The sequence below is a fragment of the Cellulomonas massiliensis JC225 genome (assembly GCF_000312005.1).
Classification (GTDB): Bacteria; Actinomycetota; Actinomycetes; order Actinomycetales; family Cellulomonadaceae; genus Cellulomonas; species Cellulomonas massiliensis.
This window is the reverse complement of sequence record NZ_HE978588.1, coordinates 2,266,386-2,279,258: the sequence shown is the minus strand read 5'-3', so window position 1 is coordinate 2,279,258 and position 12,873 is coordinate 2,266,386. Positions and strand designations below refer to the sequence as shown.

Genomic DNA, 12,873 nt, shown 5'->3' with positions numbered 1-12,873 from the left:
GGTTCGGCGGCGGGCCGGCGGCGCTCCTCGCGGCGCGCGCGCCAGCGCTCCACCTCCCGCTCCACGTCGCGCAGCGGCGTGACCACCGGCGGCCCGCCCAGCAGCTGACGCCGCGCCTCGACGATGCGCGCGTTGAGCTCCTCCACGACCTGGCGGACGCGCGCCTCGTACCGCTCCTCGTCCAGCCGCGCGTCGAGCTCCGCCGACTCGGTCCGCAGCCGCAGCGCCTCGGGGGCCAGACCCGTGAGGTGCTCGCGCTCGACGAGCGCCTTCAGCCACCAGTCCGGGTCGTGCGGGCGGTCGATGCCGGGGATCGGCTTGCCGGCCAGCGGCAGGTCGTCGAACTCGCCGCGCGCCACGGCGTCCGCCACGACGCGGTCGACCCACTCGGCGCGGTGCTGCATGCGCCCGCGGACCACGGGCGGTCCCGACGCCGCCGGGTCGGCGTCCGCCGCGCCGCCGTCGTGGGCCTCGTCCCGCTCCCGCAGGCGGTCGACCCGGTACTGCGCGGCGTGCCGCGCGACGTCGTCCTCGTGGCCCCGATCGCGCACCGTCGCTCCTCCCGTCCCCGCCGGCGAGACCCCCATCCTCCCCGACCGGCGGCGCCGCGTCGTTCCGGTCGCGCGACCCGGCCGACGCTGGGAGCATCGGGGCGGCCGGGGGCGACGGACGACGACGGACGGAGGCTCGATGGCGACGACGGCGGGCACGGCGAGGACCGAGCGCACGTGGGAGCGCGTGGCTCGGCTCGGGTACGCGGTGAGCGGGCTGCTGCACGTGCTCATCGGCCTGCTGGGACTCCAGCTGGCGTTCGGCGCCTCGGGCGGGTCCGCGGACCAGTCCGGCGCCCTCTCGCAGGTCGCGGAGCAGCCGTTCGGCGCGGCCGTGCTCTGGTTCGCGGTCGTGGCGTTCGTGGCCCTGGGCGTCTGGCAGGCCGCCAAGGCGGCGCACGTGGGCTCGGCGGCGCGTCGCTCCGGCTCGGGCACGGGCGCCGACCGCGCGAAGGCGGTCGGCCGCGCGGTCGTCTACCTCGCGCTCGCGGCGACGACGTTCTCGTTCGCGAGCGGCGGCGGCTCCTCGAGCTCGGACCAGACGAGCGACCTCACGTCCCGCCTGATGGAGGCCCCGGGCGGCCGGCTGCTCGTCGGCGCGCTGGGGCTGGCCGTCATCGGCGTCGGCGCGTACCACCTCGTCAAGGGCTGGCGGAAGAAGTTCCTCGAGGACCTGCACGGGCTGCCGCCCGCGCCCGCCGACCGCGGCGCCGTGTGGTGCGGTGTGATCGGGTACGTCGGCAAGGGCATCGCGCTGCTCGCGGTGGGCGGCCTGTTCGTCGCCGCGGCCGCGCAGGGCAAGGCGTCGCAGGCGCAGGGCCTGGACGGGGCGATGCACTCCCTGCGCGACCTGCCCGCCGGGCCCTGGATCCTCGCGTTCACCGCGCTCGGCTTCATCGCGTACGGGGTGTACAGCTTCGTCCGGACGCGCTACGGCAGGCTCTGACACCGGCGGGAACCGGCGCCCCGGGCGGCCCCCGGCGCGCGGCGGGACGCGGGCGCGTCCACGGACTGGACGCCGGGGCACGGCGGCCTCACACTGACGCTGCCCCTCCGGATGGTCCGGCCGCCGACGGCCGGGAAAGGACCCTCGGCGATGCTGCGCACCGTCACCTCGCACCTCTCGCTGGACGTGCGCGACGCCGCTGAGATGTACCTCGCGATCGCGGTCGCCGACGGCTCCTGGGACCGCACTGACGTGCTCACCGTCCGGCACGAGGACGGCCCGCTGGACGTCGCGGAGATCAAGATGCCGCACGGCGGCCGGATGCACCGGGTGCACTCCCCCGCCGGCCGGGTCGTCGTCGACTACTCGGCGACGGTGACGGGCCGGGCCGGGCTCCCGCCCGTCGAGGACGCGGACCTCGTCGAGTACCTGCGACCGAGCCGCTACGCCGACTCCGACCGCCTCTACGCGTTCGCACGCGACCAGTTCCGGGACCTGGCCGGCGCCGCGCTCGTCGACGCGGTGGTCGCGTGGGTCGGCCAGCACCTCACGTACCTGTCCGGGTCCAGCCTGCCGACGGACGGCGCGAGCGACACGCTCCTCAAGCGGCGGGGCGTGTGCCGCGACTTCGCCCACCTCGTCGTCGCGATGCTGCGCGCGCACGACGTGCCCGCGCGCGTCGCCTCGGTCTACGCGCCGGGGCTGCGGCCGATGGACTTCCACGCGGTCGCCGAGGCGTTCGTGGACGGCGGCTGGCGGGTCGTGGACGCCACGCGGCTCGCGCCGCGCGACGCGTTCGTCCGGATCGCCACCGGCCGGGACACGACCGACACCGCGTTCCTCTCGTCGTACGGGGGGCGCGTGCAGCTGCGCAGCATGACGGTCACGGCCGCCGTGGACGGCGAGCGGCCCGCCGACGACGGCGCGGCCGTCGTCACGCTGCGCTGAGGCCGCGTCAGGCGCTCTCGCGCAGCGTCCGACGGCGGCCCTCCACGGCCACCAGCTCGGCGAACGCGGCCTGGTACGCGGCCGGGTCCACGGCCGCGTCCATGCGCTGCAGCCGCCCGCGCAGCTCGGCGATGTGCCGCGTGTAGCCGATCTCGACCAGGCGCATGACGACGCCGCGCACGTAGCCGGCGAGCGCCTCCTCGCGGTCCTCCGGCAGCGGCGCGACCGCGAGCTCGGTGACCAGGGGCCGCAGCGGCTCCGACGCCTGCTCGAGGACCGCGCCGACCCAGGCGGCCGCTCCTCCGCCGGCCGCGACCGCCGCCCGGCCGGCCACGAGCCCGCCCGCGGCGACCACCGCCTCGTGGACCGCGCGGTAGGCGGGCGCGACGAACGCGTCGGAGGTGAGGTCGTCGAGCTCGGCCGGCACGAGCTGCGGGTGCTGCAGCAGGACCTCCAGGACCGTGCGCTCGATCTGCGCGACCGGGTCGCGCCGGTCGGGCGCCGCCACGCGGGGCGACGGCGGCTCGGGCGCCTGCCCCGGCCCCGCGGCCCGCCGGCGCCCGTCGTCCTCGGGGCGGCGACCCGCGGACTGCCCGGGTCGCGCCTGGCGCACCGCCCGCTGGACGGTCTCCAGGTCCTCCAGGCCCAGCCAGCCCGCGAGCATCCGGGTGTACTCGGGGCGCAGGGCGGCGTCCCGGATGCCCGCGACGACCGGGGCCGCCGCCCGCAGGGCCGCCACGCGCCCCTCGGCGGTGCGCAGGTCGTAGCTCGCGAGCATCGAGCGGATGACGAACTCGAACAGCGGCTGCCGCCCGGCGACGAGCGCGCGCACGGCGTCCGGCCCCTGCGCCTGCCGCAGCTCGCACGGGTCCATGCCGGAGCGCTCGACCGCGACGAACGTCTGCGCCGCGAACGACTGGTCCTCCCCGAACGCGCGCAGCGCCGCCTTCTGGCCCGCCGCGTCGCCGTCGAACGTGAAGACGACCTCGCCGCCGACCGACGTGCCCGAGGCCAGCTGGACGCCGGCCGAGCCGCCGGTGTCGCCCAGCAGCCGCCGGACGATCCGCGCGTGCTCGGGCCCGAACGCGGTGCCGCAGGTCGCCACGGCGGTGCCGACGCCCGACAGGTGCATCGCCATCACGTCGGTGTACCCCTCGACGACGACCACCCGACGCTCGCGCTGCATCTCCCGCTTGGCGAGGTCCAGCCCGTACAGGACGTGCGACTTGCGGTAGATCGGGGTCTCGGGCGTGTTGAGGTACTTGGGTCCGCCGTCGTCCTCGAAGAGCTTGCGCGCGCCGAAGCCGACGGTCTCGCCGGTGACCTCCCGGATCGGCCACACCAGCCGGCCGCGGAACCGGTCGTACACGCCCCGCTGCCCCTGGCTGACGAGCCCGGACGCGACGAGCTCCGCCTCGGTGAAGCCGCGCCCGCGCAGGTGACGCATGAGCGCGTCCCAGCCCTGTGGCGCGAACCCGACGCCGAACTGCTCGGCGGCCGCGCGGTCGAACCCGCGCTCGGCGAGGAACTGGCGGCCGGCCGCGGCCGCCGGGGACAGGAGCTGCTCGCGGAAGAACTCCTCGGCGACCGCGTGGGCCTCGACGAGCCGGCGCCGCCGGCCGGTCTCCTCCCCGGGCCGCGGGGCGCCGCCGTCCTCGTAGCGCAGCTGGATCCCCACCCGGCCGGCGAGGTACTCGACCGCCTCGGTGAAGCCGAGGCCGTCGACCTTCATGACGAAGTCGATGACGTCGCCGCCCTCGCCGCAGCCGAAGCAGTGGTAGCGCCCGACCTGCGGGCGGACGTGGAAGGACGGGGACTTCTCGTCGTGGAACGGGCACAGGCCCTTCATCGACCCGACGCCCGCGGAGCGCAGCGTGACGTGCGCGCCGACGACCTCCTCGATGCGGGCGCGTTCGCGGACGGACTCCACGTCCTCCCGCCGGATGCGCCCTGCCACGCGGGAAGTCTAGGCGTCCGCGGAGGGCGTCCCGCCCGCCGGGCGGGTGAGCCCCGGGGGCGCGCTCAGCCGCGGCGCGGGTGGACGAGGCGGGCGTGCAGGGCGGCGGCGGACACGTCGGTGAGCGAGGCGACCTGGTCGACGACGACGCGCAGGCGGGCGGCGTCGTCGGCCGCCTCGCGCCAGTCGGCGGCGAACGGCGGCTCGAGCGCGGTGGGTGCGCGCTCCGACAGCACCTCGACGAGGTCGCGCAGCATCTCCCGCTGCGCGTGGTACAGCGGCTCGAGCTCGCGCGGCGCCATGACGTAGGCCACGGCCAGGCCCTTGAGGACGAGGATCTCGGCGAGCGTCTCGCTCGGCACGACGAGGTTCGCCGCGTACCGCGTCAGCGGGCCGTCGCCGTACTCGGCGCGCGTCGCCCGCTGGGAGGCCTTGGCGAACCGGCCGATGAGCTGGCTCGTCGCGTCCTTGAGCAGCGCGAGCGCGCCGCGGGAGCCGTCGAAGCCGGGCGCCCACAGGCGGGACGCGACGAGGCGCGACATGGCCTCGTCGAGCCCGTCCGGCCCGACGGCGTCGCCGTACCACGTGCCGATGGCGTCGATCACCCGGTCGCGCTCGGTGCGGCTCGACAGCACGGACAGGTCGAGGCGTCCGCCGACCACGGCGTCCTCGACGTCGTGCACGGAGTAGGAGATGTCGTCCGCCAGGTCCATCACCTGCGCCTCGAGGCACTTGCGGCCCTCGGGCGCGTCCTGGCGCAGCCACGTGAACACCGGCAGGTCGTCCTCGTAGACGCCGAACTTGTGCGTCGGGCGGCCGCTCGCGGCGCTCACCGGGCCCTGCAGGTGACGCCACGGGTACTTGACGGAGGCGTCCAGGCTCGCGCGGGTGAGGTTGAGGCCGACCGAGCGCCCCTGGGCGTCGACGACCTTCGGCTCGAGGCGGGTGAGCAGCCGCAGCGTCTGCGCGTTGCCCTCGAACCCGCCGATCCCACGCGCCAGCTCGGCGAGCGCCCGCTCGCCGTTGTGGCCGAACGGCGGGTGGCCCAGGTCGTGGGCGAGGCACGCCGTGTCGACGACGTCCGGGTCGCAGCCGAGCGCCTTGCCGATCTCGCGCCCGACCTGGGCGACCTCCAGCGTGTGCGTCAGGCGCGTCCGGACGAAGTCGTCGGACGACGGGCCGAGCACCTGGGTCTTGGCGCCGAGCCGGCGCAGCGCCGACGAGTGCACGATCCGCGCGCGGTCCCGCTCGAACGGCGTGCGCTCCCGCGACTTGCTGCCCTCGCGCACCCACCGGGCGCGGTCGGCGTCGACGTAGCCGTCGATGTCGACGTCGTGCTCGAGCGCGGTCACAGCCCAAGGCTATGCGAGGGGCACGCCGGCCCGCGGCCGGTGCGGCGCCTCAGGCCAGGCGCCACACCTCGGCGCCCGGCCCGTCGCCCGGCAGCCGCAGGGCGCTGTCCCGGACCTCCAGCTCGGCGCCGCCGAACAGGTTGGTGGCGTGGGAGCCGACCAGGTGACGAGGCAGCGTCGCGCCCGCCCACGGGGCGCGGGCCAGCAGGACGAGCACCCGCTCGTCGGCCGTCTCCCGGAGGAAGACAAGGGCGTCGTCGTCGACGACCGCCCACCGCAGCCCGCCCTCGCGCAGCGCCCGGGACGAGCGGCGCAGCGCGATCAGCTCGCGGTAGACGGCGAAGGTGTCGGCGTCCCACCGGGGACCGCCACCCGCAGCGATCTGGTCCCAGGGCATCGTCGAGCGCGCGTGCTCGCCGTTCGTCCCGGTGGCACCGCCCTCGTCGCCGGCGAAGACGACCGGCGTGCCGGGGTACGTGAACAGCGCAGCGGCCGCGACCGTCACGAGGTCGCGCGAGCCGGTGACCGTCCGGATCCGCGCCGTGTCGTGCGAGCCGAGCATGTTCCACTGGTGCCGCGTCACCGCCCACGGCACCGTCGAGTCGAACTCGCGCATGGTGGCCACGGCGGCGGCGCCCGGCAGCCGCGGGATCGGCACGGGCATCCCCAGGAACGGCAGCGTGCTGCCCGGCTCGACGAGCCACGTCCACAGCGGCCGCGTGAACGCCGAGTAGTTCATGTTCACGTCCCAGCCGCCGACCCCGAGGTCGGCGGAGGCGTCGTGGAAGTGCTCCGAGACGAGCACCGCCTCGGGGTTGAGGCTGCGCATCGTCGACCGCGCCGTCCGCGCGATCGCGACCGTCAGGTCGTCGGCGGCGTGCCGCCCGGTCATGTTCGCCACGTCGACCCGCCAGCCGTCGAGCGACACCGGCGGGCGCAGCCAGCGCCCCAGCACCGAGTCCGGGCCCTCCACCATCCGCGCCGCGAGGCCCGGGGCCGTGTAGTTGAGCTTCGGCAGCGACGCGTGCTCCAGCCACCCCACGTACCCGGGCGGCGCGTCGGACCAGTAGTAGAAGCCTGCCTCGTGGCTCGCCCGGTCGGCCTGCGCCGTGCGGAACCACTCGTGCCCGGAGCCGGTGTGGTTCGTCGTGATGTCCCCGATGAGCCGCATCCCCCGCGCGTGCAGCGCCGCCGACAGCGAGACGAGCGCCTCGTCGCCCCCGAGCAGCGGGTCGACGTGCGCGAACGACGTCGCGTCGTACCGGTGGTTCGAGCGGGCCGGGAAGATCGGCGTGAGGTACAGGGTGTCGACGCCGAGACGCTGCAGGTGGTCGAGGTGCCGCTCCACCCCGCCGAGGTCACCCCCGTACAGCTGCGTCGCGGCGGCACGGCCGTGCGCGGCGGGCTCGTCGTCCCAGCGGGCGGGCTGCGCCCAGTCCGGCACGTCCGTCGGCGGGGCGCCGTGGCCGGCCGCGCGCGCGAACCGGTCGGGGAACACCTGGTAGACGACGGCGGTGTCCAGCCACGGCGGCGCCGGGTCGTGCACGGTGAGCCGGAAGTCGCCCGCGTCGCTCACGTCCCGCGCGTGCACGCCGCGCCCGTCGACCCAGCGGTAGCCGCCCGGCTCGTCGAGGAGGAAGCGGTACTGCGTCACCGGGTTGTGGACGGGCAGCTCGGCCACGTACCAGCGCTCGTGCTCGCCGGCGCGCTCGAGGCGCGCCTCGACCATGCGCGGCTCGCCGTCGCGGACGGTGCGCACCCACACGGCGCGCTCCGACCCGGCGCCGGGCACCCGCAGCCGCACGGGCACCCGGTCGCCGAGCCGAGGCGTCGACCGGGGGACGTACAGCTCGGAGCCGTCGTGGTGGGCGGCGCCGAGCAGGTGGTGCAGGGCCATCAGACGGTCGTCAGCCCTTGACGGAGCCGGCCGTCAGGCCGCCCACGATGTACTTCTGCAGCAGCAGGAAAAGCAGGACGACCGGCACCGCGGCCACGACGGCGCCCGCGGCGAACACGCCCCAGCGCGCGGTCCGCTCGTCCGCCGCGAGGCTGTAGAGGCCGACCGCGACCGTGTACTGCTCCGGGCGCTGCAGCACGACCTTGGCGAGGAGGAAGTCACCGAAGGACGAGACGAAGGACAGCAGCCCGACCACCGCGAGGATCGGCGAGACGAGCCGCATGATGATGCCCCAGAAGATCTGCGCGTGGGTCGCGCCGTCGAGCTTCGCCGCCTCGTCGAGCTCCTGCGGCACGGTGTTGAAGAACCCGTACATGAGGAACGTGTTCGCCCCGAGCGCCCCGCCGAGGTAGACGAAGATGAGGCCCAGGAGGCTGTTCAGCCCGATCGCGGGGAAGACCTTCGACAGCGTGAGCAGCAGCAGGAAGATCGCCACGAACGCGAGCGTCTGCGGGAACATCTGCGCGATGAGCAGCGAGGTCAGGGAGCCGCGCCGCCCGCGGAACCGGAACCGCGAGAACGCGTAGGCCGCCGACGCGCCGAGCACGACGGTGCCGAGCGCCGTCACGGTGCACACCACGAGCGAGTTGCGCGCCCAGCCCCAGAACCCGCGCTCCTCGAGCTCCGCGTAGTTCGCGGTCGTGAAGCCCGAGAAGAGCTGGTTGGACCCGGTCAGGGTGCCGTCCGGGTTGACCGACGCCGAGAGCACGTACAGCAGCGGCACGACGCAGACGACGATCATCGCCACGCCGACGACGTGCCGCCACCCGATCTCGGCCCACCAGCGCCGGCCGCGCAGGCCGTCCTGGCGGATGTTCGAGGTCTGCGCCCGCACCGGCGCCGCGGTCACCTGGCTCATCAGAAGTTCTCCAGTCGTCGCGTCTGCCGGAAGCCGAGGTAGGAGACGACGCCGACGATCACGAAGATGAGGATCGAGAGCGCGCTCGCGAAGCCGTACTGCTTGACGCCGCTCTCGAACGCCACGGAGTAGACCATCGAGATGAGGATGTCCGTGTGGCCGACGATGATCGGCGTCCCCTCGAAGTTCGGCCCGCCGCCGGTGAGCATGTAGATCAGCGAGAAGTTGTTGAAGTTGAAGGCGAACGACGCGACCAGCAGCGGGGCGACCGACACCATGAGCAGCGGGAACACGATCGAGCGCTGCACGCGCCAGCGGCTCGCGCCGTCCACGCGGGCCGACTCGATGACGTCGCCCGGGATCGACTGCAGCGCGCCGGTGCAGACGAGGAACATGTACGGGAAGCCGAGCCAGAGGTTGACCAGCAGGATCGAGACCTTGGCGAGCACGGGCGACGTCAGCCACGGCACGCTGGCGCCGCCGAGCAGGACCTCGTTGACCCAGCCGTAGTCGACGTTGAGCATCCCCTTCCACACCAGCGCCGCGAGGAACCCCGGGAACGCGTACGGGAGGATGAGCATCGAGCGGTAGAACCGGCGGCCCTTGACGCGGGGGTCGTTGAAGACGATCGCCAGGGCGAGGCCGAGCGCGAACGTGGTGACGACCGACAGGATCGCGAACACGAACGTCCACGCGAGGATGGAGAAGAACGGCCCGGAGATCCGCGGGTCCGTGAACGCCTTCGTGAAGTTCTCCAGGCCGACGTTGACCCGCCAGCCCGGCGTCAGGGCCGTGCCGTCCTCGGCGCGGAAGCTGCCGTGCGAGTCGGGCGTGTACACCGTGCCCGTCTCGGTGTCCGTCATCGTGTCGGCGGCCTCGTCGTAGACGATCGTCGACTGGTACACGTACGCCGTCGTGCCGTCCTGCGTGCGCAGCGAGCCGTCCGTCGGGTCGTCCGACGCGGGGACCCGCAGGTCGACGACCTCCTCCTGCCGCTGCGCGAGCGCCGCGAAGTCGAGGGTCTGCCAGCCGGCGACACCCGTGACCCGGTCGCCCTCGACCGTCGCTCCCTCGGCCGGTGCCAGCGGCTCCTCGGCGGTGCCGAGCTGCGCCTGACCGTCCTGCACCACCGCGAAGGCGAGCTCGTCACCCTGCGCGACCACCGTCAGCGGGTAGGCCGGGGAGCCCTCCACGCGCCGCTCGTTCTGGATGAGGATCGCCTCGACGGCGTCGGCCTTGGTCGAGTTGTGGCCGTCGCCGTAGTTGGTGAAGGCGACGTAGCCCGTGTAGATCGCGGTGAAGACCACGTACACGAAGAGGAAGACGAGACCGGGCAGCAGGTACTTGCCGGGCAGCGCGCGCCGGGAGAAGTACACCCCGTTGACCGCGACGAGCAGGACGGCGAGGAAGGCGACGATCGCCCACTGCTGGACCGCGACCGCCTCGAGGATGCCGAACACGGCCACCGCGTCGATGAGGGCGACCAGCACGAGCTTGACGAAGAAGCCCTTGCCGAAGTCGCGGGCGTGCGAGGTGCCGCCACCGAGGGAGCGGCGACGCTGCGGCGGCTGCCCCGGGGGGGCCTCGCCCTGCGCGTCGAGGGTCTGCTGCTGGCTCATGGGTCCTCCGCGTGCGGCGCGTCGTTGCGTCGGTCACGTGCAGTGAGGCGCCGGGGCGACGGCGCGCATCGGGGTCCCCGGCGGGGCGCCGGGTCGGGAGGTGCCGGCCGCGGGCCGGCGGCCCCGCCCCGCCGCCCGGTGGGCGACGGGGCGGGGACGGTGGGCTCGTGCGGTGAGCCCGTGCGGAGACTCAGCTCTCGTCGACGGCCTTCTGCATGTTGTCGACCATCTTGTCCCAGGCCGCGACGGGGTCCTTGGCCTGGCCGTTGATGATCTGCACCTGCGTGGTGCCCCAGAAGGCCCACATGGCGCCCATCTCGGGGATCGAGGGCATCGGGGCGCCGGTGGCACCCGCGGCCAGGAAGCCCTTGAGGACCTCGTCGTCGACCTTGTCCGCTGCGGCGGTCAGGGCCGGCAGGCGGCCGCCCGACTTGTAGAGCTCGGTCTGGACCTCCTCGGTCGTCAGGTAGTTCACGACGAACTCGTTCGCGAGGAGCTTGTTCTTCGACTGCGCCGAGATGAACGCGCCCTGGACGCCGACGAAGGGCTTCGCCTCGGAGCCACCGGCGCTCGGCACCGGGAGGACCGAGATGTCCAGGCCGGCCTTGGTGAACTCGGTGGTGTACCAGGGGCCCGTGACGATGTACGGGGTCTCGCCCTTGAGGAAGGCGTTCTTGGCCTTGTCGCCGTCGATCGAGCCGGACAGGACCTTGTCCTTGCCGAGCTTGGCGAGGTACTGGGCGAACTTCTCGCCGTTCTCCCCGCCGAGGCCGAGCTCGTTGGTGTACGAGCCGGAGGCGTCCTGCTTGAAGATCGGGGCGTCGAACGACGTCTGCAGCGGGTACAGGTGGTACGCGTCGCCCTGGTCGCCCTGCTGGATGACGACCGGGTACTTCGTGCCGGCGGCCTTGCCCTCGTCGACCAGCTCGTCGAACGTCGTGGCCTTGGTGTCGGAGACGATGTCGTTGTTGCGGACGAGCGCGATGTTCTCGATCGCGTACGGCACGCCGTAGAGCTGGCCGTCGTAGGTGAACGCCTGCACCGCGCTCGTGGCGAAGCCGGAGGCCTTGTCGCCGAGCTCGATGGGGGCGACGACGCCGTTGTTGACGAACTCGCCCGTCCAGTCGTGCGCGCCGATGATGACGTCCGGGCCCTCGCCCGTCGGGACCTGCGAGACGAAGTCCGTCCGGATGTCGCCGGAGATCTTCTGGACGAGGTCGACCTCGACGCCCGTCTTCTCCTTGAACGCCTCGACGATCGGCTTCATGGAGTCGATCCGGGTCTCGTCGACCCACATCGTGAGGGTGCCGGTGAGGGTCGGGGCCGCCGACGTGGGTGCCGTGGTGCCGGTGCCCGTGCCGGTCGCCCCGCCGTCGCCGCACGCGCTGAGCGTGAGGGCGAGGCCGGCGACCGCGGCGAGGACGGGGATGCTCCGTCGCATCTCGATCTCCTGTGGTCAGTGGGAGTGCCCGGACCGGCATCCGCGCCGACCGTGGCCTGATGCACGAGACCGTAAACCGTTGCTGTACGGGCTTGCAAGCCGTTACGGTAACTTTCAGGCAACGATTGCAGGCCTCCTCGGGTGAATGGGCTCCCGCAGGACGGTCGGCCCAGGACGAGGAGGTCCGGTGTCACCTACGCTGCCCCCCGTGCGCACCAGGCTCACCGACCTCGCCGAGCAGGCAGGGGTGAGCACCGCCACGGTCTCGCGCGTGCTCAACGGCAAGCACGGCGTCTCGGCGCAGGCCCGTCAGGCGGTGCTCGCCGCCCTCGACATGCTCGGCTACGACCGCCCCGAGCGGCTGCGCACGCGCTCCGCCGGGCTGGTCGGCCTCGTCGTGCCCGAGCTGTCGAACCCGGTCTTCCCGGCGTTCGCCCAGGCCATCGAGTCGATGCTCACCGAGCGCGGATACACCTCCGTGCTGTGCACCCAGTCCCCGGGCGGCACCACCGAGGACCAGTACGTCGACACGCTCCTCGAGCACGGCGTCGACGGCATCGTCTTCGTCTCCGGCCTGCACGCCGACACGACGATGAGCACCGAGCGCTACCACCGGCTGCGCGGGCGCGGCGTCCCGATCGTGCTCGTGAACGGCCACGTCGACGACATCGACGCGCCCAGCATGTCGACCGACGACGCGGCCGCGCTCGACCTCGCGTTCCGGCACCTCACGTCGCTGGGCCACCGCCGCATCGGCCTGGCGATCGGTCCGGAGCGCTTCATCCCCGCCCAGCGCAAGCTGGCGGCGTTCCGGGCGAACCTGGTCCAGCTGGGCATCGAGGACCCTCGGCCGCACATCGTCTCGACGCTGTTCACGGTCGAGGGCGGCCAGGCCGCCGCGCTCGAGCTCATCGACTCGGGGCACACCGCGGTGATCTGCGGCTCCGACCTCATGGCCCTCGGTGCGATCCGGGCGGCGCACGCGCGCGGCATGCAGGTCCCCCGTGACCTGTCGGTCGTCGGGTTCGACGACTCGCCGCTCATCGCCTTCACCGACCCGCCGCTCACCACCGTGCGCCAGCCCGTGCTCGCGATGGCGCACGCCGCCGTGGCGGCCCTCGTGGCGGAGGTCAACCAGACGCCCACGTCGCGCATCGAGCTCAAGTTCCACCCCGAGCTCATCGTGCGCGCGTCCACCGGCGTCGCCCCCGCCGCGCAGCCGGCCGAGCCCGCGCCGGCCGCC

10 protein-coding genes are annotated in these 12,873 nt (G+C 73.8%); 3 read left to right on the top strand and 7 right to left on the bottom strand.

The genetic code is table 11. The annotated features are described in order from the left end of the window. On the bottom strand, positions 1-551 hold a 551-nt coding region (locus HGCM_RS18035; RefSeq protein ID WP_019136856.1), incomplete at its 3' end, for a DnaJ family domain-containing protein. Between the two features lie 139 nt (positions 552-690). Between HGCM_RS18035 and HGCM_RS10815 the strand changes: the two genes are divergently transcribed. Together HGCM_RS10815 and HGCM_RS10810 are read left to right on the top strand one after the other, a co-directional pair. Further along, positions 691-1,497, top strand: a complete 807-nt coding sequence (locus HGCM_RS10815) for a DUF1206 domain-containing protein (RefSeq protein WP_019136855.1) — start codon at positions 691-693, stop codon at positions 1,495-1,497. A 150-nt stretch (positions 1,498-1,647) separates the two neighbouring features. Then, positions 1,648-2,445, top strand: a complete 798-nt coding sequence (locus tag HGCM_RS10810) for a transglutaminase-like domain-containing protein (RefSeq protein ID WP_019136854.1) — start codon at positions 1,648-1,650, stop codon at positions 2,443-2,445. A gap of 7 nt (positions 2,446-2,452) precedes the next feature. Here HGCM_RS10810 and dnaG read toward each other — a convergent pair whose 3' ends face one another. The 6 genes from dnaG to HGCM_RS10780 all read right to left on the bottom strand — a co-directional run bounded on the left by dnaG (position 2,453) and on the right by HGCM_RS10780 (position 11,630). Then, positions 2,453-4,402, bottom strand: coding sequence for a DNA primase (gene dnaG / locus HGCM_RS10805; protein WP_019136853.1), 1,950 nt, complete (start codon positions 4,400-4,402; stop codon positions 2,453-2,455). A 65-nt stretch (positions 4,403-4,467) separates the two neighbouring features. Next, entirely contained in the window at positions 4,468-5,754 is a 1,287-nt protein-coding gene (locus HGCM_RS10800) for a deoxyguanosinetriphosphate triphosphohydrolase (RefSeq protein ID WP_019136852.1), read from the bottom strand. A gap of 49 nt (positions 5,755-5,803) precedes the next feature. Beyond that, complete coding sequence (locus HGCM_RS10795) at positions 5,804-7,651, bottom strand: glycoside hydrolase family 13 protein (protein ID WP_019136851.1); 1,848 nt, start codon at positions 7,649-7,651, stop codon at positions 5,804-5,806. 10 nt (positions 7,652-7,661) lie between these two features. After that, complete coding sequence (locus HGCM_RS10790; protein WP_019136850.1) at positions 7,662-8,570, bottom strand: sugar ABC transporter permease; 909 nt, start codon at positions 8,568-8,570, stop codon at positions 7,662-7,664. Beyond that, positions 8,570-10,189, bottom strand: coding sequence for an ABC transporter permease subunit (locus HGCM_RS10785; RefSeq protein WP_019136849.1), 1,620 nt, complete (start codon positions 10,187-10,189; stop codon positions 8,570-8,572). The genes HGCM_RS10790 and HGCM_RS10785 overlap by 1 nt, the downstream gene beginning before the upstream one ends. Before the next feature lie 190 nt (positions 10,190-10,379). After that, entirely contained in the window at positions 10,380-11,630 is a 1,251-nt protein-coding gene (locus HGCM_RS10780) for a sugar ABC transporter substrate-binding protein (RefSeq protein ID WP_019136848.1), read from the bottom strand. Between the two features lie 187 nt (positions 11,631-11,817). On the opposite strand from HGCM_RS10780, the gene HGCM_RS18030 reads away from it, so the two are divergent. Next, positions 11,818-12,873, top strand: a 1,056-nt coding sequence (locus HGCM_RS18030; protein WP_081596393.1) for a LacI family DNA-binding transcriptional regulator, incomplete at its 3' end; no start/stop codon positions are given.